We start from the raw sequence: 24240 nt of genomic DNA, 5'->3' as shown, positions 1-24240 counted from the left end.
ATTAAATCGCGCACTATGTAAATGCGCGAATTTTTGATTCAGCGCACTGCGTGCGCCGGCATGCCGGCGCGGCGCGCAATATCAATCAGGTATGTTCAGCCAGGCTCGCCCGCAGTTGTTCAAGATCGCGCCGGATCGCCTGCAATTCTTCCGGTTTGCAACCGGTCGCGCAAAACGCACTTTCCGGCACCGCGCGCGCCCTGGCACGCAGCGCCTGGCCTTCGTCCGTCAGACTGACCAATACCTGGCGCTCGTCTTCCACGCCGCGTTCGCGCAGCACCAGGCCGGCGCTTTGCAACCGCTTGAGCAGGGGCGTCAGCGTGGCCGAATCGAGGAACAGGCGCTCGCCCAGGTTGGACACCGTCAACCGGTCGCCTTCCCACAGCACCAGCATCACCAGGTATTGTGGATACGTCAGGCCCAGGTCGGCCAGCAGGCGCCGGTACACCTTGGTCATGGCGAGATTGGCCGAATACAGGGCGAAGCACAGCTGGCTGTCGAGGCGAAGCAGGGCGTCGGTCTTGGCGGATTTGCTTGTCATGTCTGCACTTTATATCGCGCGCTATCTAATTGCAAGCGATTTAAATGTCCAGGCCTTCGTGTCTGGTGTGTGGACGACACGTCGTCGTTGCGCACGCGCCACGACCGTGCAACTGGTGCACATTCCATGGCGCGTTGCACAAGCCAGGTGCAGAGGCTACTTGCGAACAGCGCGATAAGGCGCTTATCATTGGCCGCTCATTGCGGACTGTTACTACTAAGACACTAGTGCCGCGGCGGCGCCGCCAAAGCATGTATGATGCGCAGGCCAAACACCTAATATAAGTACGACGAGAAACTCTATGACCAAAACCCTCATCATCGCCGAGAAGCCGTCTGTCGCGAACGACATCGCCAAGACGCTGGGCGGCTTCACCAAGCACGATGAGTATTTCGAATCCGACGAATACGTCCTTTCGTCCGCCGTCGGCCACCTGCTGGAAATCGCGGTGCCCGAGGAATACGACGTCAAGCGCGGCAAATGGAGCTTTACGCACCTGCCGATGATTCCGCCCTACTTCGCGCTGAACCCCATTGCGAAAACCGAATCGCGTCTCAAGGTGCTTAACAAGTTGATTAAGCGCAAGGACGTCACCACCCTCATCAACGCCTGTGACGCGGGGCGCGAAGGTGAACTGATCTTCCGTCTGATCGCCCAGAATGCAAAGGCGAAACAGCCGGTGAAGCGCCTGTGGCTGCAGTCGATGACGGCCAACGCCATCAAGGAAGGCTTCAAGCAGCTGCGTAGCGACGAGGACATGCTGCCGCTGGCCGATGCCGCGCGCTGCCGCTCGGAAGCGGACTGGCTGATCGGCATCAACGGCACCCGCGCCATGACCGCGTTCAACTCGAAAGAGGGTGGGTTCTACCTGACCACCGTCGGCCGCGTGCAGACGCCGACCCTGTCGATCGTGGTCGAGCGCGAAGAAAAAATCAAAAAATTCGTGTCGCGCGACTACTGGGAAGTGCGCGCCGAATTCGTCTGCGCCGCCGGCATCTACGAAGGGCGCTGGCTCGACCAGAAGTTCAAGAAAGACGAGAACGATCCGGAGAAGCGCGCCGAGCGCCTGTGGAGCAAAACCGCTGCCGACTCGATCGCCGCCGCCTGTCGCGGCAAGCAGGGCGTGGTCAGCGAGGAGTCGAAGCCGACCACCTCGATGGCGCCGGCCCTGTTCGACCTGACCTCGCTCCAGCGCGAAGCCAACGGCCGCTTCGGCTTCTCGGCCAAGAACACACTGGGCCTGGCCCAGGCCCTGTACGAAAAGCACAAGGTGCTGACCTACCCGCGTACCGATTCGCGCCACCTGCCGGAAGACTACATCCAGACCGTCAAGGACACGATGACCGCGCTGGCCGACACCAACAACTACAACCAGTTCGCGAAGCAGGTATCGAAAAATGGCTGGGTCAAGCCGAACAAGCGCATCTTCGACAACACCAAGATTTCGGATCACTTCGCGATCATCCCGACCGGTGTCGCCCCAAAGAACCTGACCGAGCCGGAACAAAAGCTGTATGACTTGGTCACGCGCCGTTTCCTGGCCGTCTTCTTCCCGCCGGCCGAGTTCCTGGTCACGACCCGCTTTACTGAAGTGACGGGCCACCAGTTCAAGACCGAAGGCAAGGTCATGACCAACCCGGGCTGGCTCGCCGTCTACGGCAAGGACACCACCGGCGACGACAAGGATGGCGCCACGCTGGTCCCGGTCGCGAAGGGCGAGAAGGTCCTGACCGACAAGATCACCGCGAACGCCCTGGTCACCAAACCGCCTGCGCGCTACAGCGAGGCGACGCTGCTCTCGGCCATGGAAGGCGCGGGCAAGCTGCTCGATTCGGACGAACTGCGCGACGCGATGGCGGGCAAGGGCCTCGGCACGCCGGCCACGCGTGCGGCCATCATCGAGGGCCTGCTGAACGAGAAATATTTGATCCGCGAAGGCCGCGAACTGATCCCGACCGCGAAAGCGTCGCAGCTCATGACGCTGCTGCGTGGCCTCGGCGTGAACGAACTGACCGCGCCGGAACTGACCGGCGAATGGGAATACAAGCTGTCGCAGATGGAGAAGGGCAAAATTTCGCGCGAAGAGTTCATGCTCGAAATCGCGCAGATGACCCAGATCATCGTCAAGCGCGCCAAGGAATACAGCAACGACACCATTCCCGGCGATTACGCGACCCTGGTCACGCCGTGCCCGAACTGCGCCGGCGTGGTCAAGGAAAACTACCGCCGCTTCGCCTGCACCAAATGCGAATTCTCGATGAGCAAGACGCCGGGTAGTCGCCAGTTCGAGATCAACGAAGTCGAAGAGCTGCTTGAGAAGCGCACCATCGGTCCGCTGCAGGGCTTCCGCTCGAAGATGGGCCGTCCGTTCGCGGCGATCCTGCGCATCGTGCGCGACGAAGACATCAGCAACTTCAAGCTCGAATTCGATTTCGGCCAGGACCAGGAGGGTGGAGAGGACGGCGAGGGCGTCGATTTCACCGGCCAGACCGCGCTTGGACCATGCCCGAAATGCTACGGCGGCGTCTACGAGATGGGCCTAGCCTATGTCTGCGAGAAGAGCGTCGCCAAGCCGAAGACCTGCGACTTCCGTAGCGGGCGCATCATCCTGCAGCAGGAAATCCTGCCCGAGCAGATGGCCAAGCTGCTGGGTGAAGGCAAGACTGATTTGCTGCCGGGCTTCGTGTCGCAGCGTACGCGCCGTTCGTTCAAGGCTTTTCTGACGCGCGCGAAAGACGGCAAGATCAGCTTCGAGTTCGAGGAGCGAAAGGCCAAGGCGCCCGCCAAGGGCAAGGCGGCGGCAAGCGATGCTGCGCCCGAGGGCGAGGGCGAGGGCGTGGCCGTGGCGGCCAAGGTGGCGAAGAAGCCGGCGGCCAAAGCTGCGACGAAGACGGCCGCCAAGCCGGCCGCCAAGCCGGCCGCGAAAAAGACGGCCGCGAAAAAGCCGGCCGCCAAGCGCGCCCCCGCGAAGAAATAAGCGCCGGCGGTATCGAACCCCCAAAAAAAAACCGCGGCCCTCGGGTCGCGGTTTTTTTTACGTCGATTTACTGTGTATTCTGTTTATACGGTTACCCGATTCGGGTAACCAACACGGTGCGCTTACGCGTTCGCCGCCAGGCGGATTACTCCTGCCAGTCCTGCAGCGCGCGGATCGCGGCTTCGCCGTTGTGGATCGCTTTCACGCGGCGCACGACTTCGTCGCGCCAGGCTTCGTCGGCATCCTGGTCAGGCATGTCGTCGATATCCTGCAACAGGACGCGCAGCACTTCATGCTTTTCCTCGTCGCTGAGGAGCTGAATCTTTTGGCAAACTTCGGCAAGCATGGTCGACATCGTAAAACCTCACTGTAATAGTAATTCGATGATAACGCGTGTTTTACCCGTTGTCGACAAGAACCATGTTATCTGTCGGCTTCTTGTCGATCAACTTGTGGTCCGGGTCGATGCCGGCGCGTCCGGGACGGCTCGCAACGATGAAAACAAGGGTCTGGGCGCGTCCGCGTACCAGGCGGCGTTCGCGCACCAGGGGATTGCCGGCACGGTCGTCGACGCCGAACTCGATGTAGTCGGCCAGCGGCAGATCCTGTTCGCTCGGGGCTGCGGCGCGTACCTTGGCGGCGCTGGCGCGCAGCGTCACTTCGTACTTGCCATCCGGGCGCAGGCGCGCGCTGGCGCTGTCGGCGCGATTTTCATACAACACGATGTCCTCGAACAGGTCGCGCACCAGGTAGGCCTTGTCGGGCGGCGCCACCGCGCGCAGGCTTGCGGCCAGCGCGGCCATGTGGGGGGCATTCGCGCCGCCGCGGGTGGACAGGGAGCGCAGCACGCCGTTGACGCGCTCTTCGCCCAGCAAATCTTGCAGCAGGTAGAGCGCAAGCGCTCCCTTGCGCTGGCGTAGCCACGGCTCGTCCTGGTTCCTGATGAGCGGCTGTTCGCGGCTGGTCGCCAGTGCCCTGCCCATCAGGTAGGCGCGCAGGTTCTCGCGCAGGTAGGGCCGCATCGCGGGCGCGCCGCTGCTGCTTCGGATCGCCATCAGCGCGGTGTATTCGGCCAGGGTGTCGGCCAGCAGCAAGCCGCCCGGCTGGCGTTTCCACCACTGGTGCGCCGTGCTCCAGGCGCCCATGTAGAACGGGTAATCGATGCTTCCCGCTTTGCCATCGAAGCGCGCGATGAAGGCGCCGTCTTCGGGCACGGCCAGCATGCCGGGGAAGGCGCGCGTCTCGCCAAGCGCGCGCGGCGTCTCGACCAGGCGCAGGTCATGCTGGCCATATGGGCCGAACTGGTGCGTGCCGTAGTCGAGCACGGCGCTGGCGCCGCGCACCAGGCGCTGGGCGTTGTCGGCGTGCGTCTGGTCGAAATAGGCATCGATGGCGACGTCCTGCCAGCGCTCGTTGCGCACCGCATAGCGCGCCGAGGCGATCGCGTAATCGTTCGGCATCAGGCCTTCGGAGCGGTAATGGAAGTGGCGCCGCTCCTGGGAGATCCACTCGCGTTCGAGCGCGCCCGGGGCCACCGCCACCTGGTCGGGGGCGGTGCTGACGATGGCGCTGAAGGCGATGCGCTCGTTCGATGCGGGATTGAGGCGCGGCGACCGCGGCCTCAGGCCATGGCGGCGGCGGTCGCGCACGTCCTGCAGCTCGACTTCGCTTTGATAGCCGATGCGCGGCAGCGCTTCGTGAGTGAAGAAGCTGCCGTTTGCCGCGACCGGCGTGTCGCTGCCGATGCCCAGCAGGCCGCCCGGTGCGCTACTGAGGTCGAAGGCGAGGGCGATGCGCGCGCCTGGTGGCAGCGGCGTGGCCAGGCGGTAGTGGAAGAAGCCGCGTTTGCGGTCGGCGCCCACCAGGCTGGCGCGCTGCGACAGGCGGGCTGCGAGATCGAAGCCCGGCTGCTGGTACAGGATCAGGTCGGAAAGCGCTGCGCCCGTGCGGTTCTCGAGCTGGTAGTGGCCCTGCACCACCAGCACGCGGCTGCGCGGATGCAGGTCGACGCGCAGGTCGACGCTTGCCAGCTGCGGCTGCGGCAGCTGCGCGAAGCGGCGGTAGCGCGTCTCGTAGGCGGCGCGGCGCGACTCTTCGGCATGCGCGGAGCGGTAGTTGCCTGCCACGCCCAGCTCGTACCAGAGCAGGGCGCCGGTCGCGCCAAAGACCAGCAGGCTGGCGCCGAGTACGATCAGCGTTGGCAGCGTCAGGTTGCGGCGCGCCAGGCGCAGGCGGCTCTTGAATTCGGCGTTCACGCCGCGCGGCCACAGCACCACCGTGGTCACCAGCAGTGCCAAAGCCAGGCCGCTCCAGTACAGCGCCAGCATGCGCTCGCGCAGCAGGTGGTGGCCGTAGCCGTTCATGGTCGAATAGTCGAGCGGGGGGAAGCCCACATACGGCAGCAGCATATGGTCGAACCCGCGGCCCCGCAGCGCGATGGCTGCCACGCAGAGCGCCACCAGCACGGCATAGCCGAGGTATTTGCGGCCGCACAGCGCCTGCACCGCGATCGCCAGCACCGCCAGCAGGGCGTATTGCGGCAGCAGGATCGTGAACAGGGTTTGCAGGTAGAGTCCCGGCTCGAGCGCGAAATAACCGCGCAGCAGCTGGCACAGCATCGCGCACAGCATGGCTAGCAGCAGCAGCAGCGCCTGCATTGCCACCAGGGCCAGGGTTTTCGAGACCGGCGCCAGCCAGCCCGGGATCGGCAGCGCGTCGAACAGCTGATAGGTTGCCGCATCACGCTCGCGCCACACCAGCTGGGCAGCGTAGAAAGCGGTAACGACCAGGATATACACCGAGAACACGTCGCGCACCAGTTCCAGCATCTGCCAGGTCACGGGATAGGTGCGCGCGCCGTGCAGGTGGCCGACGTCGAAGCTGCTCGCCACCAGCAGCGCCATGCCGACGAAGGCGATCAGCGCGAACGGCAGTGTCGCCACCGACTGGCGCAGGTGCAGCGCCGCTTCCCTGGCCAGCAGCAGGCCCAGGCTGCGCCGTGCGAAGTCGGGTTGCTCGCGCGTGTTGATGGCCGCTTGCGACAGGCTCGGCGCTGCCTCGTCCTGTCCGCGCGGGTCCGGCCCGCGCGTTTCCAGCAGGCCCACCAGGTGGAAGCGCCAGTAGCCCAGCAGCAGGACAGCCAGGCCGAAACCGCACCAGATCAGGCGGTTGGCGAGATAGACGCCCTCCAGCAGGACCGGGCGCGCGTTGCGCTCGGCGACCGGCCAGTATTCGGTCAGGTGGACGAGCGCCGTGGTGCCGAAGGGGTCGATCAGCGCGGCCAGGGTTTTATAGTCGAAGTCGCGCGCCAGCGATGGCGCGATCGTATAGCCCACCATCAGGACGATGCTGGCGACGTACACCGGCAGCATGCGCCGCGTCAGCGCCGCGAGCACGAAGAAGATGGCGCCGAAAATGAACAGGTTCGGCAGCAGCGTGAGCAGCCAGGGCAGCACATAGGTGAGCGCCCCGGCCGCGCCGACGCGGTCCGGATCGATCCCCGGCAGCAGGGTGCCGAGCCAGGCGCCGAGCGGAATGCCGGCAAAGATGAAGGCGAGCGTGACCCAGGCGCCGACGAAGCGCCCGAATACATAGGCCGGTTTCGAGATCGGGGCGCTGAAGAAGAAGTGGTGCATCCCGTGCTCGAAGTCCTGCTGGACGGCGCGGCCCATGATGGCAGCCGTCACGACCACGCCCACGCAGCCGAGGAAGGCCACCGACAAGGCCACCTGGCGCGGCCCGTCGATCAGCACGCGCGAACCGAAAGCGACGATCGTGTCCTTGAACACGCCCCCGGCGGCTCCCGTCCACAGCACCGTCAGGACGACGAAGGCGAAGAAGCAGGCCCAGGTCGAGACCTGGCCACAACGCTGGCGCAGTTCGAAACGGGCGATGGCGAAAAGCGCAGGCATCGATCAGCAGCTTCCGGCCTGAAGGTTGTGGCGACCGGCGATGGTAGCGAAATACACGTCCTCGAGCGTGGCCTGAGCCTCTTCGAAACCCATGCCGGGGTCGCCCTCGGCAACCACATGGATCAGGGTGCGCCCGGCGCGCAGGCGCGTCGAAATCACCGTGTGCTGCTTCTGGAACAGCGGCAGGTCCGCCTTGTCGACGAAGCGCGCCCAGATGTGCTCCTCGATGCCCTCGATCAGGCGCGTCGGCTCGCCGCACAGCAGCACGTGGCCCTTGTGGATGATCGCCATGTTGGCGCACAGGTCGGCCACGTCGGAGACGATATGGGTCGACAGCAGCACCGTCTTGTCGGCGCCGATGTCCGACAGCAGGTTATGGAAGCGCACCCGCTCCTGCGGGTCGAGGCCGGCGGTCGGCTCGTCGACGATGATCAGCTGCGGGTCGCCGATCAGGGCCTGTGCCACGCCGAAGCGCTGGCGCATGCCGCCCGAGAAGGTGCCGAGTTTCTGGTGGCGCACTTCGAACAGGTTGGTTTGCTGGAGCAGGCCATCGACGACTTCGCGCCGCCGTCCCTTGCTGGCGATGCCTTTCAGCTGGGCGAAGTGGTCGAGCAGTTCGTAGGCGGAGACTTTCGGATACACGCCAAAGTCCTGGGGCAGGTAGCCGAGCATGCGGCGCACCTCGTCCTTTTCGTCGAGGACGTCGATATCGCCCGCGAAGACCGAGCCGGCATCGCATTCCTGCAGCGTGGCGAGGATGCGCATCAGGGTCGACTTGCCAGCGCCGTTCGGCCCCAGCAAGCCGAACATCCCGGGCGGAATGTTCAGCGTGACCTTGTCCAGCGCCACGACACCGTTGGCGTAAGTCTTGGACAAATTGCGGATGCGTAATTCCATGCGGACTCCAGATGAACTTTGCATGGCGCTTACTTTCATTTCCGCCAAGCCTTTTTTGACGAGTGCATTGTATGCCCTAATGGCTGACTCGGGCGGTCCGGTGCGACGCACGGCGCGAAGCGCAGCCCAGAGTGCAGAAATGCGGTGCAGGGCGGCTCGCGCCAGGCGCTGCAGTGGGAAAGCACAGGCGCGCGGCGAGTGACTCTGACGAGGCCTATAATGTGGTTTTCCTGCTACTAATTCGAATCCTATGCGAGCCAACCGTTTCATCAGTCCCCTCGACGACCTGATCGTCGGCTTCGACAAGGCGCTGCGCGTGGTCGGCGGCGTGGCCTCGGCATCGCGCGCGAACCCGGCGGCGCACGCGGTCGATTGCGAACTCGACGAGCGCGAGCAGCGCCGCAGCGCCGGCCTGATGCGCGTCAACCACGTCGGCGAAGTCTGCGCCCAGGCGCTCTACGACTCGCAGGCGCGCCACGCGCAAAGCCCCGGCATGCGCGCCCAGTTCGAGCAGGCCGGCCGCGAAGAGGAAGACCACCTGGCCTGGACCGCGCAGCGCCTCACCGAACTGGGCTCGCAGCCGAGCGTACTGAATCCGCTCTGGTATGCGGGGGCGTATGCGATGGGAACGGTGGCCGCCAAGCTGGGCGACGCGCGCAGCCTGGGGTTTGTGGTCGAGACCGAGCGCCAGGTGGAAGCGCACCTGAACCTTCACCTCGATCAGCTGCCGCCGGGCGACGCCAAGTCGCGCGCGATCGTCGAGCAGATGCGGGCCGACGAAGTCGCCCATGGCGCGGCCGCCCAGGCACTCGGCGCGGCCGAGATGCCGGTGCCGGTCAAGCTGGCAATGCGGGCGATGGCGAAGGTGATGACGACGACGGCGTATTATTTATAAGCGCGGCTGGGTGACGGTATCGGAGCCGATACCGTCGACATGCATTGACATTACCCGGCGTCGACGATCTCGATCGAATGCGTGATCTCGGCCATCGCCGCCAGCATGATCGAGGCCGAGCAATACTTTTCGTGCGACAGCTTCACCGCGCGCTCGACGGCCGCCGGTTTCAAATTGCGCCCCGTGACGACGAAGTGGAAATTGATCTTGGTAAAAATCTTCGGGTCGACGTCGGCCCGCTCGGCCTGCAGCGTGACGTCGCAGCCAAGCACGTTCTCGCGCCCGCGCTGCAGGATCAATACCACGTCGTACGCGGTGCAGCCGCCGGTCCCGACCAGCACCATCTCCATCGGCCGCGGCGCCAGGTTGTGGCCGCCGCCATCAGGCGCGCCGTCCATGGCCACCATGTGGCCCGACCCGGTCTGGGCGCGAAAACTCATGCCCGAGGGGCCGTTCCAGCTGACTTTGACTTCCATGTGCGCTTCTCCACGATGATAGGGTGCGCTCATTGTAAAACAGCCCCGGCCGGTGCGCCGGGCGGGGCTGTTTTCCTTGATGTTCCCTTTTACACCGCCAGCACGTAGCGCTCGCTCTTCATGCGCCAGCCGGCAAAGGCCACGACGGCCAGCGCCGGCAGCGCCGCACTGACAAAGGTGAGCAGGAAGGGCAGCGTGCCGACCTCGACGCCTTTCGATATTTCGCGCAGCAGCGTCTGGTTCGACAGCATCGGCACCGCATACATCCAGACCGAGGTTTTGAGTTCCATCATCGAGACCACGACCCCGGGCAGCATCGGAATGAACAACGCGATGCTGAGCAGGCTTTGCGCTTCCTTGAACGACTTGGCGTTCATCGCCAGCGCAATCTGCAGGGCCGCCGCCAGCAGCGCCAGCGGCAGTGCGACGATGCAGATCGTGGCCACGTCGAGCCAGGTCAGACTCCACGACATGCCCAGTTCCTCGAGCGGCAGCCAGGTCAGCACCGCGTGCGCCAGGATCAGTTCGAGCGTCAGGCCGACGATGGCCAGCGCCCCGGCCATGAGCCACTTGCCGGCCACGATTTCCCAGGCCCGCGCCGGCTGCGCCATCAGCACCTCCATCGAACGCCGTTCGCGCTCGCCGGCGGTGCTGTCGACCGCGGCCGACATGCCGCAGAAGAAGGCCGGGAAGAACAGCATGCTGAGCATGCTGCCGATCAGGCCGGCCGAGCGCGACGCGGTGGTGCCGGTGTCGTAGCGTTGCACCTCGATCGGCGCCAGCGTTGCCGGCGACACCCCGTGCGCCAGCAGGCGCGCGCTGGCGACGTTCGCGCCGTAGGCGTCGAGCACCTCCTCGATGTCGCGCCGCTGCGATCCCTTCTCGGCCGCGGAGTCGTACCACAGCTCGATCCGGGCGGGGCGCATCGCCGTGTAGTTGTCGGTGAATTTGTCCGACAGGCGCAGCACCCCGGCCACCTTGCCTTTCTGGAGCAGGGCGCCAATGGCCTCCTCGTCCATTGGGGCGGTGTCGAGGACTGTGATGTTTTTCTGCTTGAGCTGGGACATCAGCGTGGGCGCCTTGGCCGCGCCAATGACGGCCAGTTCGATCCCTTCGCGCTCGGAGCGGGTGCTGCGCTCGATCAGCTGATGCATCAGGACGCCGATCATCAGCGGGTACATCAGCGTCACGAGCACCAGCAGCCCGACGGTGCGTTTTTCGCGCAGGGTTTCGCGCATTTCCTTGATGAAGATGGTCAGGAATGGTGGCTTCATGCTGCAATCCCTTCTTCGCCGACCAAGCTGACGAATGCGTCTTCGAGGTTTTCGATGCCGGTGCGCCGGCACAGGTCAAGCGGCGTGCCCTGGGCCACCGTGTGGCCCTTGGCGATGACGATCACGTCGTCGCACAGGTGCGTCACTTCCTGCATCACATGGGTGGCCATGATGACGCAGCAGCCGTCCGCGCGCAGCGCCACCAGGGCGCGCCGCAAGGCGCGCGTGCTCATCACGTCCAGGCCGCGGCTTGGTTCGTCGAGCAGCAGGTTGCGCGGGCGGTGCAGCAGCGTGCGCGCCAGCGCCACCTTGATGCGCTGGCCTTGCGAGAAGCCCTTGGTGCGGCGCTCGAGGATGTCGTCCATCGACAGCAGTTCCGAGACCTCGTCGATCCTTGTTGTCAGGGCGGCGCCGCCCATGCCGTTCAGTTCCCCGAAATAGGCCAGGTATTCGCGCGTGGACAGGCGTTCGTAGAGGCCGAACTGGTCGGTCAGGAAACCGATATTCCGGCGTACCGTGAGCGGATCCTTTTCCGGGTCGACGCCGTCGACGGAAATCGTGCCGTGGTCGCGCTTGAGCAGGGCGACCAGGGTGCGCAGCAGGGTGGTCTTGCCGGCGCCGTTGGGGCCGAGCAGGGCCGTGATCTGGCCGTCGCGCGCGCTGAAACTGACGCCGCCGAGGGCTTTTACGTCGCCGAACTGTTTACGTACATCGTGTACTTCGATCATGGGTCGCTCGATTCAGGGTTGCGGCCCGGCGCTGCCGAGCTGGAAGGTCGGGGGCGGAATCTCGGCCAGGCAGGCGGCGTCGAGCCTGGCGGTCGGCTTGTCGAGGAATTCGCGCATCAGGCGCGGCACGCAGCCGAGTTGGGAGACGCCGTGGCCGGCATTGCTCACGACCAGATGCCGGGCACTGCGCATGTGGCGCGCGGCGCTTTCCGCGCGCCGCGGCGCCGTCACCGGATCGAGCGCGCCCGACAGCAGCAGGGCGGGCGCCTCGATCATCGAGGGCTGCACGTAAGGCACCGCCGGCACATTCATGGTCTTGCAGATCGCCGGCATGCGCGTGGCCCAGGCACGCGTGAGCAGGGCGTCCTCGTCCTTCATCAGGCTCGGGGTCATGCGCGGAACATCCTCGGCGCAGACCACGGCCAGGTGCAGCAGGAAGGCGCTGGTCGATTCGGTCGTGAAATCGCCACCGACGTTCTGGCGCGCGATGAAAGGCTCCCAACGTCCCTGGTAAGCGCTATGGATCAGGAACGGCAGGCGCCGCGCGTCGGCCTGCGAATACAGGATGCTGTGGACGGTACCGTTGAAACGTGGTCCGGACATCGTGACGGTGGTCGGCTGCGCGGTGCGCGGGTTGGCGATCGAGAGCTTGATGCCGGCGTCGGCACGCGCGGCCAGGCTGTCGAATTCGGCGCGCAGGTTCGGGTAGGCCTTGCTGCAGCCTGCATCCCTGGCGCAGTGCTCGAACAGCTTGTCGAGCGCGGCCTGGCCGTCGCGGCCGGCGGCCGGAACCACCTGCTCGGGCGCCGCCACGCCGTCCAGGATCAGCGAACGCACACTGCCCGGGAAGGCGCGCGCGTAGGCCTGGCCAAGCCGGGTACCGTAGGAGCCGCCCCAGACGTTGACTTTGCCGTAGCCGAGTGCGCGCCGTACTTCCTCGAGGTCGCGCGCGGCGTTTGCCGTGGTGTAAGCGGCGAACGGGGCGCGGCTGGCCTTGATGCAGCGGTGGATTTCCGCTTCCTGTTCGGCGTCGCTCATCGTCTCGTGCTCGGGCCGGCTCTCGCAATCGAGCTTGCCCGACAGACCGGTGCCGCGCTGGTCGATGAAGACGATGTCGCGCGTGGCGCGTATGCGCCTGAGCGCGGCCGGCAGCAGCCTGATCACCTCGCTGCCGGCCTGGCCGGGGCCGCCGGCCAGTATGAACAGCGGGTCGGCCCTGGCGCCCTCGCGAAACGCCGGCGCGACGGTCACGTGGATCTTCAAGCCGCCGGCCGCCGGTTTCGCGTAATCGAGCGGCACCGGGACCGAGAGACAGCGCAGCGAGCCTTCGACGCCGGGCAAGTGACAGGTACGTGGGACCGGCTTGGCTGAGCGCGGCGCCTCTGGAGCGGCGGCCGCCGGTGCACTACCCGACGAGAGCAGCAGCCCCAGCAGGACGGGCAGGATGGAACGTGTATTCACGAAGACTCCTCAGATAGTTGACCAATAGTAATTTGGTATCGTTTCTTCGGTCAACAGATAGTTTCGCTAGGGAATGGTCGAGCTGAGTCTAGCCCGCTGCGCAACAGATTGATTGTCCCAGGTCAGCGCATGAACACGCGAGTCGCAGGGAAAGCGGTACGGATGCGACACGCTTCTGGGAGTCACCTTGACCCATGGCAGAGAAATGAAGTATCATCGCTGGCTTTCCATTTGCTCTGGAAAAGACAATAAGGCAGAGTCCGCAGTAACCATTGCGGAACCACCATTTGAGCAATTTACCTATTAGGAAGTCAACATGAAAACTTTTTCCGCTAAGGGCCATGAAGTCCAGCGCGACTGGTTCGTGATTGACGCGACGGACTTGGTCCTCGGACGTGTTGCCAGCGAAGTGGCACTCCGACTGCGCGGCAAACACAAACCAGAATTCACTCCGCACGTCGATACCGGTGACTACATCGTCGTCGTCAACGCAGGCAAGCTGCGTGTGACCGGCACGAAAGCCACCAACAAGACGTACTACCGTCACTCGGGCTACCCGGGCGGTATCTACGAAACCAACTTCCTGAAAATGCAACAGCGTTTCCCGGGCCGCGCGCTCGAGAAGGCTGTCAAGGGCATGCTGCCTAAGGGCCCGTTGGGCTATGCAATGATCAAGAAGCTGAAAGTGTACGCGGAAGGTTCGCACCCACACGCAGCTCAGCAACCACAAGCACTGACTCTCTAAGGAACTGACATGATCGGTAACTACAACTACGGCACCGGCCGTCGCAAGAGTGCAGTCGCTCGCGTGTTCATCAAAGCCGGCACTGGCCTGATCATCGTGAACGGCAAGCCTGCGAACGAATACTTCTCGCGTGAAACCGGCCTGATGGTCATTCGCCAGCCGCTGGAACTGACCGGCAACGTCGAGCGTTTCGACATCAAGGTCAACGTGCATGGCGGCGGTGAGTCGGGCCAGGCTGGCGCCGTTCGTCACGGCATCACCCGCGCTCTGATCGACTACGATGCAGGCCTCAAGGGCGACTTGGCACGTGCCGGTTTCGTCACCCGTGACGCCCGTGAAGTCGAGCGTAAGAAAGTCGGCCTGCGTAAAGCACGTCGCGCCAAGCAGTTCTCGAAGCGTTAATCGTTTCAAGCAGCCTTCGTGCTGCTTATTGCTGGACAGAAAGCCGCCTTCGGGCGGCTTTTTTTATTGCCGCGCTTATTTGTTGACACAGGGTGGCGAACGGTGCTGCTGGGAGGCCACGATAATCTACTCGTTGGACATAACGCGGAAGCAGTAAATGGCAATCGGAATCAAGCGAATCAGCCTCGGGCTGCAAGGTGGGGGCTCGCCGGGGCGCCTTTGGATGGGGTGTGCTTGACCGCTGCTGGGACATCCAGAGCCGCACCAGCGAGATCGCCTTCAACATCAGGCTCGTGCGCGAGGTCAGCGCCATCCGCAACGTCGGTGCGCTGGTCGACGCCGACGAGAGCGACGTGGTGCATGCGGCCAGCGTCCGCCTGCACTTGATCACCGGTAACGAGGAATTGCAGCAACTGCACCTGTCGAGCAAGTTCAACACCGAGCTGTCCTTTCTGCTGCACCTGCGTGGACTGGGCGTGGCGACGGCCGAGCGCTGGCTGGAAGAGAATTTCGACCACATCGGCAAGGTGTCGACGCTCGATCCGATCCCGGTGCACGACGCTCAATTGTTGACCGGCACCGACGCCTGAACAGCGCCTTAGGATATTTGCAAGGTAGGCCGATCGTGCAAATAATGTTTGCACGGCAGCGCCGCAGGCCCCCTGCACGCGCCGCGCCGGCCGTACTGCGCGGCCTCGCTTGGCAAGGCTGTTAAAATTGCACTCCTGGCCTGTACGGGCACCATTTTTTTTGAAGGATTAGACATGATCAAAGTTGGCATCGTTGGCGGAACCGGTTACACGGGCGTGGAATTGCTGCGGCTGTTGGCCACCCACCCCGGCGTGGAGCTGACCGCGATCACCTCGCGCAAGGAAGACGGCCTGCCGGTGGCCGACATGTTCCCGTCGCTGCGCGGGCGCGTCGATCTCGCCTTCTCGGCGCCCGACAAGGCCGACCTCACCAAATGCGACGTTGTCTTCTTTGCGACCCCGCACGGCGTGGCCATGGCGCAAGCCCCGGCGCTGTTGACCGCCGGCGTGAAGGTCATCGACCTGGCCGCCGACTTCCGCCTGAAGGACCGCGCAAGTTTTGAAAAGTGGTACAAGATCGAGCACACGGCGCCCGAACTGATCGAGGAAGCCGTGTATGGCCTGCCGGAACTGAATCGCGAAGACATCAAGAACGCGCGCCTGATCGCCAATCCGGGCTGCTACCCGACCACGATGCAGCTGGGCTTCGTGCCGCTGCTCAAGGCTGGCCTGATCGACGCCGGCAACCTGATCGCCGATGCCAAATCGGGCGTGTCCGGCGCGGGCCGCAAGGCCGAGATCGGCACGCTGTTCTCTGAGTCGAGCGACAACTTCAAAGCCTACGGCGTTGCCGGCCACCGTCACACCCCGGAAACCTCGGCCCAGCTGCAGCGTTTTACAAGCGACAAGGTCGGCCTGGTCTTCACGCCGCACCTGGTGCCGATGATCCGCGGCATGCACGCCACGCTGTATGCGCGCCTGACGAAAGAAGTCGACGATGCCCAGCTGCAAGCCTTGTTCGAGGAAACCTACCAGGATTCGCCGTTCGTCGATGTGATGCCCTTCGGCTCGCATCCGGAAACGCGCTCGACCCGCGGCTCGAACATGCTGCGCCTGGCGCTGCACCGTCCGGAGGGCGGCAACACCGTCGTCATCCTGGTGGTGCAGGACAACCTGGTGAAAGGCGCGTCGGGCCAGGCAGTGCAGTGCATGAATCTGATGTTCGGGTTTGATGAGACGACCGGTTTACAACAGATCGCACTGTTGCCATAACAAAGCAAAGCGGCATCCCTGTGAAGTTTCCGCCGTGCACTGCTTGATAAGAGCTAGATCAAGGCGGCACCTGTTGGGAACGGTAAATTGGCCGATGCGGTGGTCGGGTTTTTCCGATCAACTTCATCCATCTCACAGGGGTGCCACCATGTTCGGTCGCAACGCAAAAAGCGAAATTGACAGCCTGATCGGCATTGCCGCCCGGATCGAGGGCGACCTGTGTTTCAGCGGCGGCTTGCGCATCGATGGCGAGGTACACGGCAACGTCATCGCCAGCGAGGGTGTGGACAGCGTACTGATCGTCTCCGAGCACGCGCGCATCGAGGGGGAAGTGCGCTGCGCCAACCTGGTGGTGAACGGTTTCATCGCCGGCTCGGTGCATTCGACGGAACTACTTGAATTACAGCCGAAAGGCCGCATTCATGGAGATGTCCATTACAAACTGCTCGAGATGCACGGCGGCGCCCTGGTCACGGGCAAGCTGACGCACCATCCGGCGGGCGAGCCAGTGTTCCATCTGGCAGAGGCGGTGGCCGTCGAAGCGTGACCGGCACGAACAGTCTATAATGGAAGAAATCCGAATTTAATCAGGAGTTTATCCATGACTGCAGTTGCTGAAGTAGTAGACTTTGACACCATCCCGACTCCCATCGTCTTCACCGACAGCGCTGCTGAAAAAGTGGCGCAACTGATCGAGGAAGAGGGCAATCCCGACCTGAAACTGCGCGTGTTCGTGCAAGGCGGCGGTTGCTCGGGCTTTCAGTACGGCTTCACCTTCGACGAAATCGTCAACGAAGACGACACGACCATGGAGAAGAACGGCGTCCAGCTGCTGATCGACTCGATGAGCTACCAGTACCTGGTCGGCGCCGAAATCGACTACAAGGACGACCTCGAAGGCGCCCAGTTCGTCATCAAGAACCCGAATGCAACCAGCACCTGCGGCTGCGGTTCCTCGTTCTCGGCGTAAGTTGGCGTACAGCCCGGCTCGGCCGGGCGTTGACATCGGATCCGGGCAATGCCCGGATTTGTTTTTGTGCGGAGATTTTCCATACGCCAGCAACGATAGTGACGTTTCATGCGGGATAAAGCGCGCCCAGGATGCGTAGTCCCTTCGCCCCGGTCACCGCCGGCATATTGCCCGGCTGCCGCGCATTGAACCGATACCCCAGCCAGGCAAACGCCAGCGCCTCGACCCGGTTCGGCGCGATACCGAGCGCCGCGGTCGAGTCCACCGGCATATTGCCGCCGAGCGCTGCCGCCAACGCACGCAGCAGCGCGCCGTTGTAGGCCCCACCGCCGCAGACATACACCGCGTCCACCGCCACACCTTCGAGGAGGATCGCGCGCGCGATGGTCTCCGCCGTCAGCGCCGTCAGCGTCGCCTGCACATCGGCGCTCGGCACGTCGGTAAAATCCGCCAGCCGCGCATCGAGCCATTCCATGTGGAACAGGTCGCGTCCCGTGCTTTTGGGGGCAGGCTGGTGGAAATACCGCTCCTCCAACAGCGCCGACAGCAGGGTGGCATGCACCGTCCCGCGCGCCCCCCAGGCGCCATCCTCGTCGTATTCCTTGCGCTGATGACGCCCGATCCAGCCGTCCAGCAATACGTTGCCGGGTCCCGTGTCGTAGCCGGTCACGCGGCCGTCGCCGTGCAGCACGCTGATGTTGCCGATGCCGCCGATGTTGACGACCACGCGCGTCGTACCGGAGGTACCGAAGGCGGCGGCGTGGAACGCCGGCACCAGCGGCGCGCCCTGACCGCCGGCGGCGACGTCGCGGCTGCGGAAATCGGCGATCACGTCGATACCGGTCAGTTCGGCCAGCAGGGCAGGATTGTTGGTCTGGCGCGTAAAACCGAGCTCGGGCCGGTGGCGCACGGTTTGCCCGTGTACGGCAACGGCGGCCACCGGGCCTGGGGCATACAGCTTCAACGCCTCGACGCACTCGGCATAGGCATGCGCCAGACCATTGGCGGCCATCGCCTCGCGCTCGATCTCGTTGTGTCCGCTGACCTGCAGGGCCATCAGTTCGGCGCGCAGCGCGGCCGGGAAGGGCACGAAGGCAGCCTCGAGGGTACGGATCGCGCCGCCTGCGAAGTCGGCCAGCACGCCGTCTACGCCGTCGAGGCTGGTGCCCGACATCAGGCCGATATAAAGGGAGGAAGTCATCATGTGCTCATCATAATCGAGACCCACGTAAAAACGCCTTCCGGGCAGATGCGCGGAAGGCGTTTTTATGGAAACGTTGTGCGTTGTGCTTAGCGGGCAGCCATGGCGTTGCCGCCCGGGGTCAGCAGCGAGAAGCGGTGGTTCATTTCCGCGGCAGCCATCTTGAAGCGCGCCATTTCGCCAGTGGTCAGTGGTGCGGCCATCAGGTTCTTGAGCGTGTTCGGATCGCGTGCGACATTGGCGACGCGGAATTCGTAGTGCAGGTGGGCGCCGGTCGACCAGCCGGTCGAGCCGACATAGCCGATGATCTGGCCTTGGGTGACCTTGGCGCCTTTGCGCAGGCCGCTGCCGAAACGGCTCATGTGAGCGTAGGCGGTGGTGTAGTTCGACCAGTGCTTGAGGACGATCATGTTGCCGTAGCCACCGGAGACGCCGACGGACTCGACCGTGCCGTCGCCCGCAGCGCGGATCGGGGTGCCGAGCGAGGCTGCGTAGTCGATGCCTTTATGCGCTTTCCATTGGCCCGAGATCGGGTGCACGCGGTTCGAGAAGCCCGACGAGACGCGCGAGAATTCGAGCGGCGACTTGAGGAAGGCTTTTTTCAGCGATTTGCCGTCCAGGCCATAGTAGCCGCCCTGCTTGGTGACCGGGTCTTCGAACCACACGGCCTGGTAGCTGGCGCCGCGGTTGATGAATTCGCCTGCCAGGATGCGGCCGGTTTTCACCAGTTCGCCATCGAGCCAGAAGGTTTCGTAGACGACGTTGAAACGGTCGCCGCGCTTCAGGTCGCCGCGGAAGTCGATGTTGGTCGAGAACATCTGGATGATTTCGCCGACGATCGAATCCGGGATCGAGCCGCCGTCGACGTTCGCGTCGGTGGCCGAGTAGAGCGAGGAGCTGGTGATTTCGCGCGAACGCATTTCGACCCGGCGCTCGAGCTTGGCAGGGGCTTCGGAAGCCTTGAAGCTCTCGCCATGGCGTGCGATGGTGAGCGTGGTCGGCGCGCTATTCTTGTCGGTGAGGGTGGCGCGCAGCGACAGCAGCAGGCCGTTCTCGTCGGTCTCTGCCTGCAGGCGCTTGCCATCTTTCAACGACAGGATGCGGCGGGCGAGCTTATTGGAGCGGATGAAGTTCTGCGCCTGGGCATCGTTCACGCCGAGGCGGCCGAGCATGGTGCCCAGCGAGTCGCCCGAACGGACGCGCTCTTCGTGAATGAATTGCTGCTCGTCCTGCTGGAGGGCGGCGATCTGGTCGGAGAGGTTGGGCAGAGCCAGGTTCTCGGCGACCGAGACTACCTGGACGTTGCTGTCATCCTGGGCGATGGGGGCAGTCGCAACAGCACCGAATGCGCACAGGGCGAGGGCGAGGGCGCCTGCACCGACGATACGGGTCTTGCGACGCATATTGGTCAGGCTGGACAGGCTGTTACCGGCGATTTTTTGGATAGGGTTCATGCAATCAGTTAAAATTTACCGCCTGAACTTAGCACCACTATTTTTCTTGTTGTTTTAAAAAGTTCTCTTGCGGCAAGATTGATGGGATCGAGCATTGTACCAAATTAACGCGTCCTACAACCGTTTTAGCCAAACTCCTACAAAAATTTATGACAGTCCCTGCGTCTTGTAGTAATAACAACTCTGCTTCCTCCCCCTCGTTACCGCTGTCCGACAAGGTCCAGGAAGCGCTCGCCATTACCAAACGCGGCGTCGACGAACTGCTGATCGAAAGCGAATTTGTACAAAAGCTGGTGCGCTCTGAAAAGACCGGCACGCCACTGCGTATCAAGCTGGGCCTGGACCCGACTGCGCCCGACCTGCACCTGGGCCACACCGTGGTGCTGAACAAGCTGCGCCAGCTCCAGAACCTGGGCCACCAGGTGATCTTCCTGATTGGCGACTTCACCTCGATGATCGGCGATCCGTCGGGCCGCAACGTGACCCGTCCGCCGCTGACCCGCGAGCAGGTCGAGGAAAACGCCATGACCTATTTCCGTCAGGCTTCCCTCGTGCTCGACGCCGAACGCACCGAAATGCGCTACAACTCCGAGTGGTGCGACCCGCTTGGCGCGCGCGGCATGATTCAATTGGCCTCGCGCTATACCGTCGCCCGCATGATGGAACGCGACGACTTCACCAAGCGCTACAAGAGTGGGACTCCGATTGCTGTGCATGAGTTCCTGTATCCGTTGATGCAGGGCTACGATTCAGTCGCTTTGAAATCAGACCTTGAGCTAGGTGGAACGGACCAGAAGTTTAACTTGCTGGTGGGACGCGAACTCCAGAAGGACTACGGACAAGAGCCACAGTGCATCCTGACCATGCCGCTGCTCGAAGGCCTGGACGGCGTCGAGAAGATGTCTAAGTCGAAGAACAATTACATCGGCATCACCGAAGCGCCGAACACCATGTTCGCCAAGCTGATGAGCATTTCGGACGTGATGATGTGGCGCTATTTCGAGCTGCTGTCGTTCCGCTCGCTGGAAGACATCGCAGCCTTGAGGGCAGCGGTCGAGGGCGGCGCCAACCCACGCGACGCGAAAGTGGCGCTCGGCCAGGAAATCGTGACCCGCTTCCATTCTGCGCAAGCGGCCACCGACGCGCTGGCCGACTTCGTCAACCGCTCGAAGGGCGGCATCCCGGACGACGTGCTGGAAGTGGCGCTCTCGGGTGCCCCACTCGGCGTGGCCCAGCTGCTGAAGGCGGCCGGCCTGTGCGCGTCGACCTCGGAGGCCATGCGCATGGTCGACCAGGGCGGCGTGCGCATCGACGGCGATGTGGTCAGCGACAAGAGCCTGTTGGTCGGGGCAGGCAGTTTCGTGATGCAGGTGGGCAAGCGCAAGTTTGCGCGCGTGACCTTGTCGCGGTCCGGCAATCCGGCCGCATGATCGGCCTGTTGCAACGCGTCAGCCACGCCAGCGTCGTGGTTGACGGCGCCACCGTGGGCGCTATTCAAGGCGGCCTGATGGTCCTGGTCTGCGCCGAAAAGGGCGACACCGAGCGCGAGGCCGACGCCTTGCTCACCAAACTGCTGGGCTACCGGGTCTTCTCCGACGACGCCGGCAAGATGAACCGCAGCGTGGTCGACACGGCCGGCGCACTGCTGCTCGTGCCCCAGTTCACGCTGGCGGCCGATACCCGCTCCGGCACCCGTCCCTCGTTCTCGCCGGCGGCCAGTCCCGACGAGGGCCGGCGCCTGTTCGACTATGTCGTGCGCCAGGCGCAGGCGCGCCATGGCAAAGTTGAAACAGGTCAATTTGGCGCAGACATGAAAGTGAGCCTGACGAATGACGGTCCGGTAACCATCTGGCTGCGTGTTGATCCTGTCGTTGTTTCGCGTTGAAACCCCTACTGCAGTGCGTGGTCAAAAATATGGAGGCCCAGTGGAGTCGAAGATGAACATCTGGAGTGATTCGTTTACCGAGGGCGGCCTGATTCCGCCCGAGTGTGCGTTCGCGGTCATCGACCCGGCGACGCACGTGCGCTTGTCGGCCAACCGCAATCCGCACCTGGCCTGGGACGACGTGCCCGCCGGCACCCAGTCGCTGGTGATCCTGTGCGTGGACGGCGACGCCCCCTCCGACGGCACCGACGTCAACAAGGAGGGCAGGAGCGTGCCCGAGTCGCTCAAACGTGCCGATTTCCATCACTGGGCGCTGGTCGACATTCCGCCCAGCCTGAAGTCGATCGCCGAAGGCCAGTTCTCCGACATGGTCACGCCCGGCGGCAAGAACGGTCCGAACGTCTCCTTCCTCGTCAAGAACGGCACCGAGCACCAGCTGCGCCAGGGCGTCAACGACTATACGAGCTGGTTCGCAACCGATCCCGCCATGGCCGGCGAGTACTTCGGCTACGACGGGCCGTGCCCGCCATGGAACGACGAGCGCGTCCACGCATACGTGTTTACAATCTATGCGCTCGACATACCCGAGTTGCCGCTCGACGGCAGTTTCACCTGCGCCGAGGCGCAGCTCGCGCTGACCGGCCACATTCTCGACGAAGCGCAGATTTTCGGTATCTATTCGCTGAACCCCGCTATCGCGCCGACGCTCTCCACATAACCACGCCCGCAAGCGCGGGCGCATCCGCATGCACAATGACACCCCCACCCGGATCGTACTGATCCGTCATGGCGAAACCGCCTGGAACGCCGAACGTCGCCTGCAGGGCCACCTCGACATCGACCTGAACGAAGAAGGGCAGCGCCAGGCGCGCGCCCTGGCAGCGAGTCTGGCGGATGAACACTTCGACGTGCTCGTCTCGAGCGACCTGGCGCGTGCCACCGAGACCGCCAAGGCGCTCGGCGACGCCACCGGCCAACCCCTCTATATAGATGGACGCCTGCGCGAGCGTTGTTATGGCGGTTTCGAAGGCTTGCTGTATGCCGACATCGCCGAGCGTTTCCCAAAGGAGTTCGCCGCCTGGCAGGGGCGCGATGTAGACGCTCAGCTGCCACCGGGAAAGAACCGGGGCGAAACCTTCCGTGAATTCTACGACCGGGTCACGGGTGCCGTGCTCGGCTGGGCGGCGGACAATCCTGGCAAGTCGCTGGCGATCGTCGCCCATGGGGGCGTGCTCGAATGCATCTACCGCGCCGCCCTCGACCTGTCGCTGGAAACGCCGCGCGATTTCAAAGTGCTCAATGCCAGTATCAACCGGTTTGTCGTACGAGACGGCAAGCTGGAGTTGGTGAGCTGGGGCGAAGTCGCCCATTTGCAGCCGGCCGTCCTCGACGATATTTGAGCGCGTGCTGTTGTAGGGTGCGCGCATGCCTGCTGGGTAATATCTAAGCATTTCTTTGCCTTTTGTCTACACGGTTTTGTCCGGTCCGCGACAGTTTCGAAAAAATATTGCCCGGAAATTGAGCAGCGGTTCGGGTAAAATAGCTGGTTCCCATCCATTCCTGTCTGGTCCCGCTGTGCACATCGGCCCCTATACACTGCGCAATAACGTCTTCGTCGCCCCCATGGCCGGCGTGACCGATCGTCCGTTCCGCCAGCTGTGCAAACAGCTCGGCGCGGGCTATGCCGTGTCCGAGATGGCGGCCTCGAATCCGCGGCTGTGGGCCAGCGAAAAGACCAGCCGCCGTACCGATCACGAAGGCGAGATGGAGCCGAAAGCGGTGCAGATCGCCGGTGCCGACCCGCAAGACCTGGCCGATTGCGCCCGTCACAACGTCGAGCGCGGCGCCCAGATCATCGATATCAACATGGGGTGCCCGGTAAAAAAGGTGTGCAACAGCTGGTGTGGTTCAGCCTTGCTGCAGCACGAGGACTTGGTCGAGCGCATCCTGCATGCGGTGGTGCAGGCCGTCGACGTGCCGGTGACCCTGAAGTTCCGTACCGGCTGGGATCGCCAGAACAAGAATGCGCTGACCATTGCGCGCATGGCCGAGCAGGCCGGCATCCAGATGCTGACCCTGCACGGACGCACACGCGCCGACGGCTACAAGGGCGAGGCCGAATACGACACGATCCGGGCCGTGAAAGCGGCGGTCGGCATTCCGGTGGTCGCCAACGGCGACATCACGACGCCGGAAAAGGCGAAGTTCGTGCTCGACTACACGGGCGCGGACGCCGTCATGATCGGCCGCGCGGCCCAGGGCCGGCCCTGGATCTGCCGCGAGATCGACCACTACCTGCGCACCGGCGAACACCTGCCGGCGCCGACAGTGGAAGAAGTGCGGCATCTCATGAACGAACACTTGCCGGCGCATTACGCCTTCTATGGCGATTACATCGGCGTGCGCAGCGCGCGCAAGCACATCGGGTGGTATGTCGAAGATTTGCCGGGCGGAGAGGAATTTCGTCAGCGCATGAACCTGCTGGAGACGACCGCCGAGCAACTCGCGGCAGTCGATAATTTTCTCGAATCACAACTTCATCATGGGGAGCGGTTACAATACCGGCCCGCGCAGCCTGCCCTCCAGGCAATGGCGGCTTGAAAAGCACGTAGAACAACAAG

23 protein-coding genes are annotated in these 24240 nt (G+C 63.8%); 13 read left to right on the top strand and 10 right to left on the bottom strand.

The window, feature by feature from the left end:
• Positions 1 to 85: 85 nt before the first annotated feature.
• Positions 86 to 541, bottom strand: coding sequence for a MarR family winged helix-turn-helix transcriptional regulator (locus ACHAC9_RS18595; protein WP_435762097.1), 456 nt, complete (start codon positions 539 to 541; stop codon positions 86 to 88).
• Positions 542 to 842: 301 nt separating this feature from the next.
• Here ACHAC9_RS18595 and ACHAC9_RS18590 point away from each other — a divergent pair, with 301 nt between their 5' ends.
• Complete coding sequence (locus tag ACHAC9_RS18590; protein ID WP_435762095.1) at positions 843 to 3518, top strand: DNA topoisomerase III; 2676 nt, start codon at positions 843 to 845, stop codon at positions 3516 to 3518.
• A gap of 145 nt (positions 3519 to 3663) precedes the next feature.
• Here ACHAC9_RS18590 and ACHAC9_RS18585 read toward each other — a convergent pair whose 3' ends face one another.
• From ACHAC9_RS18585 to ACHAC9_RS18575, 3 genes are read right to left on the bottom strand one after another with little or no spacing between them, the layout of a single operon-like run.
• Positions 3664 to 3864 carry an addiction module protein gene (locus tag ACHAC9_RS18585; protein WP_435762093.1) on the bottom strand — a complete coding sequence of 67 codons (201 nt, stop codon included), beginning with the start codon at positions 3862 to 3864 and terminating at the stop codon, positions 3664 to 3666.
• Positions 3865 to 3916: 52 nt separating this feature from the next.
• On the bottom strand, positions 3917 to 7429 hold the full coding sequence (locus tag ACHAC9_RS18580; protein WP_435762091.1) for a hypothetical protein: 3513 nt from the start codon (positions 7427 to 7429) through the stop codon (positions 3917 to 3919).
• A 3-nt stretch (positions 7430 to 7432) separates the two neighbouring features.
• On the bottom strand, positions 7433 to 8326 hold the full coding sequence (locus ACHAC9_RS18575) for an ABC transporter ATP-binding protein (protein WP_435762089.1): 894 nt from the start codon (positions 8324 to 8326) through the stop codon (positions 7433 to 7435).
• Between the two features lie 250 nt (positions 8327 to 8576).
• Here ACHAC9_RS18575 and coq7 point away from each other — a divergent pair, with 250 nt between their 5' ends.
• Positions 8577 to 9221 carry a 2-polyprenyl-3-methyl-6-methoxy-1,4-benzoquinone monooxygenase gene (gene coq7 / locus ACHAC9_RS18570; protein ID WP_435762087.1) on the top strand — a complete coding sequence of 215 codons (645 nt, stop codon included), beginning with the start codon at positions 8577 to 8579 and terminating at the stop codon, positions 9219 to 9221.
• Between the two features lie 50 nt (positions 9222 to 9271).
• On the opposite strand, the gene ACHAC9_RS18565 is transcribed toward coq7, so the two are convergent.
• The 4 genes from ACHAC9_RS18565 to ACHAC9_RS18550 all read right to left on the bottom strand — a co-directional run bounded on the left by ACHAC9_RS18565 (position 9272) and on the right by ACHAC9_RS18550 (position 13160).
• On the bottom strand, positions 9272 to 9697 hold the full coding sequence (locus ACHAC9_RS18565; RefSeq protein WP_435762085.1) for an OsmC family protein: 426 nt from the start codon (positions 9695 to 9697) through the stop codon (positions 9272 to 9274).
• Positions 9698 to 9786: 89 nt separating this feature from the next.
• Positions 9787 to 10971, bottom strand: a complete 1185-nt coding sequence (locus ACHAC9_RS18560) for an ABC transporter permease (protein ID WP_435762083.1) — start codon at positions 10969 to 10971, stop codon at positions 9787 to 9789.
• Complete coding sequence (locus ACHAC9_RS18555; protein WP_435762080.1) at positions 10968 to 11699, bottom strand: ABC transporter ATP-binding protein; 732 nt, start codon at positions 11697 to 11699, stop codon at positions 10968 to 10970. The genes ACHAC9_RS18560 and ACHAC9_RS18555 overlap by 4 nt, the downstream gene beginning before the upstream one ends.
• Positions 11700 to 11711: 12 nt before the next feature.
• A complete protein-coding gene (locus ACHAC9_RS18550; RefSeq protein ID WP_435762078.1) occupies positions 11712 to 13160 on the bottom strand; it encodes an alpha/beta hydrolase in 1449 nt (482 codons plus the stop codon).
• Positions 13161 to 13476: 316 nt separating this feature from the next.
• On the opposite strand from ACHAC9_RS18550, the gene rplM reads away from it, so the two are divergent.
• The 6 genes from rplM to erpA all read left to right on the top strand — a co-directional run bounded on the left by rplM (position 13477) and on the right by erpA (position 17079).
• Positions 13477 to 13905: a 50S ribosomal protein L13 gene (gene rplM / locus ACHAC9_RS18545; protein WP_192053289.1), complete on the top strand. Its 429-nt coding sequence runs from the start codon at positions 13477 to 13479 to the stop codon at positions 13903 to 13905.
• A gap of 9 nt (positions 13906 to 13914) precedes the next feature.
• Positions 13915 to 14307, top strand: a complete 393-nt coding sequence (gene rpsI, locus ACHAC9_RS18540) for a 30S ribosomal protein S9 (protein ID WP_259211456.1) — start codon at positions 13915 to 13917, stop codon at positions 14305 to 14307.
• A gap of 230 nt (positions 14308 to 14537) precedes the next feature.
• The gene (locus tag ACHAC9_RS18535; RefSeq protein WP_435762075.1) at positions 14538 to 14897 is read left to right on the top strand and encodes a hypothetical protein; all 360 of its coding nucleotides are present in this window, start codon (positions 14538 to 14540) and stop codon (positions 14895 to 14897) included.
• A 174-nt stretch (positions 14898 to 15071) separates the two neighbouring features.
• Positions 15072 to 16109 carry an N-acetyl-gamma-glutamyl-phosphate reductase gene (argC, locus tag ACHAC9_RS18530; protein WP_435762073.1) on the top strand — a complete coding sequence of 346 codons (1038 nt, stop codon included), beginning with the start codon at positions 15072 to 15074 and terminating at the stop codon, positions 16107 to 16109.
• Between the two features lie 148 nt (positions 16110 to 16257).
• Entirely contained in the window at positions 16258 to 16656 is a 399-nt protein-coding gene (locus ACHAC9_RS18525) for a bactofilin family protein (RefSeq protein WP_435762071.1), read from the top strand.
• 54 nt (positions 16657 to 16710) lie between these two features.
• Positions 16711 to 17079, top strand: coding sequence for an iron-sulfur cluster insertion protein ErpA (erpA, locus tag ACHAC9_RS18520; protein ID WP_136220584.1), 369 nt, complete (start codon positions 16711 to 16713; stop codon positions 17077 to 17079).
• A gap of 106 nt (positions 17080 to 17185) precedes the next feature.
• On the opposite strand, the gene ACHAC9_RS18515 is transcribed toward erpA, so the two are convergent.
• Complete coding sequence (locus ACHAC9_RS18515; RefSeq protein WP_435762069.1) at positions 17186 to 18283, bottom strand: anhydro-N-acetylmuramic acid kinase; 1098 nt, start codon at positions 18281 to 18283, stop codon at positions 17186 to 17188.
• A gap of 86 nt (positions 18284 to 18369) precedes the next feature.
• Positions 18370 to 19734 (bottom strand): peptidoglycan DD-metalloendopeptidase family protein, encoded by a 1365-nt coding sequence (locus ACHAC9_RS18510; protein ID WP_435762067.1) that lies wholly within the window; start codon positions 19732 to 19734, stop codon positions 18370 to 18372.
• A 149-nt stretch (positions 19735 to 19883) separates the two neighbouring features.
• Between ACHAC9_RS18510 and tyrS the strand changes: the two genes are divergently transcribed.
• The 5 genes from tyrS (at position 19884) to dusB (ending at position 24220) form a co-directional block, all read left to right on the top strand.
• On the top strand, positions 19884 to 21164 hold the full coding sequence (gene tyrS, locus ACHAC9_RS18505; RefSeq protein ID WP_435762065.1) for a tyrosine--tRNA ligase: 1281 nt from the start codon (positions 19884 to 19886) through the stop codon (positions 21162 to 21164).
• Positions 21161 to 21619, top strand: coding sequence for a D-aminoacyl-tRNA deacylase (dtd, locus tag ACHAC9_RS18500; RefSeq protein WP_435762063.1), 459 nt, complete (start codon positions 21161 to 21163; stop codon positions 21617 to 21619). The genes tyrS and dtd overlap by 4 nt, the downstream gene beginning before the upstream one ends.
• A gap of 52 nt (positions 21620 to 21671) precedes the next feature.
• A complete protein-coding gene (locus tag ACHAC9_RS18495) occupies positions 21672 to 22337 on the top strand; it encodes a YbhB/YbcL family Raf kinase inhibitor-like protein (protein ID WP_435762061.1) in 666 nt (221 codons plus the stop codon).
• 28 nt (positions 22338 to 22365) lie between these two features.
• Positions 22366 to 23019: a histidine phosphatase family protein gene (locus ACHAC9_RS18490; RefSeq protein ID WP_435762059.1), complete on the top strand. Its 654-nt coding sequence runs from the start codon at positions 22366 to 22368 to the stop codon at positions 23017 to 23019.
• Positions 23020 to 23194: 175 nt separating this feature from the next.
• Positions 23195 to 24220 (top strand): tRNA dihydrouridine synthase DusB, encoded by a 1026-nt coding sequence (gene dusB, locus ACHAC9_RS18485; RefSeq protein ID WP_435762057.1) that lies wholly within the window; start codon positions 23195 to 23197, stop codon positions 24218 to 24220.
• Positions 24221 to 24240 lie beyond the last annotated feature (20 nt).

It is taken from the genome of Massilia sp. CMS3.1 (genome assembly GCF_051262535.1).
GTDB lineage: Bacteria > Pseudomonadota > Gammaproteobacteria > Burkholderiales > Burkholderiaceae_D > Telluria.
This window is presented reverse-complemented; position numbering and strand designations above follow the sequence as displayed.

Coding starts and splice junctions, on each gene's coding strand:
- ACHAC9_RS18565 (WP_435762085.1), bottom strand. CDS start 9,697: ATGGAAGTCAAAGTCAGCTGGAACGGCCCCTCGGGCATGAGTTTTCGC.
- argC (WP_435762073.1), top strand. CDS start 15,072: ATGATCAAAGTTGGCATCGTTGGCGGAACCGGTTACACGGGCGTGGAA.
- ACHAC9_RS18515 (WP_435762069.1), bottom strand. CDS start 18,283: ATGATGACTTCCTCCCTTTATATCGGCCTGATGTCGGGCACCAGCCTC.
- ACHAC9_RS18495 (WP_435762061.1), top strand. CDS start 21,672: ATGAACATCTGGAGTGATTCGTTTACCGAGGGCGGCCTGATTCCGCCC.
- ACHAC9_RS18595 (WP_435762097.1), bottom strand. CDS start 541: ATGACAAGCAAATCCGCCAAGACCGACGCCCTGCTTCGCCTCGACAGC.
- rplM (WP_192053289.1), top strand. CDS start 13,477: ATGAAAACTTTTTCCGCTAAGGGCCATGAAGTCCAGCGCGACTGGTTC.
- ACHAC9_RS18580 (WP_435762091.1), bottom strand. CDS start 7,429: ATGCCTGCGCTTTTCGCCATCGCCCGTTTCGAACTGCGCCAGCGTTGT.
- ACHAC9_RS18555 (WP_435762080.1), bottom strand. CDS start 11,699: ATGATCGAAGTACACGATGTACGTAAACAGTTCGGCGACGTAAAAGCC.
- ACHAC9_RS18585 (WP_435762093.1), bottom strand. CDS start 3,864: ATGCTTGCCGAAGTTTGCCAAAAGATTCAGCTCCTCAGCGACGAGGAA.
- ACHAC9_RS18525 (WP_435762071.1), top strand. CDS start 16,258: ATGTTCGGTCGCAACGCAAAAAGCGAAATTGACAGCCTGATCGGCATT.
- tyrS (WP_435762065.1), top strand. CDS start 19,884: ATGACAGTCCCTGCGTCTTGTAGTAATAACAACTCTGCTTCCTCCCCC.
- erpA (WP_136220584.1), top strand. CDS start 16,711: ATGACTGCAGTTGCTGAAGTAGTAGACTTTGACACCATCCCGACTCCC.
- ACHAC9_RS18490 (WP_435762059.1), top strand. CDS start 22,366: ATGCACAATGACACCCCCACCCGGATCGTACTGATCCGTCATGGCGAA.
- ACHAC9_RS18590 (WP_435762095.1), top strand. CDS start 843: ATGACCAAAACCCTCATCATCGCCGAGAAGCCGTCTGTCGCGAACGAC.
- ACHAC9_RS18510 (WP_435762067.1), bottom strand. CDS start 19,734: ATGAACCCTATCCAAAAAATCGCCGGTAACAGCCTGTCCAGCCTGACC.
- ACHAC9_RS18560 (WP_435762083.1), bottom strand. CDS start 10,971: ATGAAGCCACCATTCCTGACCATCTTCATCAAGGAAATGCGCGAAACC.
- ACHAC9_RS18575 (WP_435762089.1), bottom strand. CDS start 8,326: ATGGAATTACGCATCCGCAATTTGTCCAAGACTTACGCCAACGGTGTC.
- dtd (WP_435762063.1), top strand. CDS start 21,161: ATGATCGGCCTGTTGCAACGCGTCAGCCACGCCAGCGTCGTGGTTGAC.
- coq7 (WP_435762087.1), top strand. CDS start 8,577: ATGCGAGCCAACCGTTTCATCAGTCCCCTCGACGACCTGATCGTCGGC.
- rpsI (WP_259211456.1), top strand. CDS start 13,915: ATGATCGGTAACTACAACTACGGCACCGGCCGTCGCAAGAGTGCAGTC.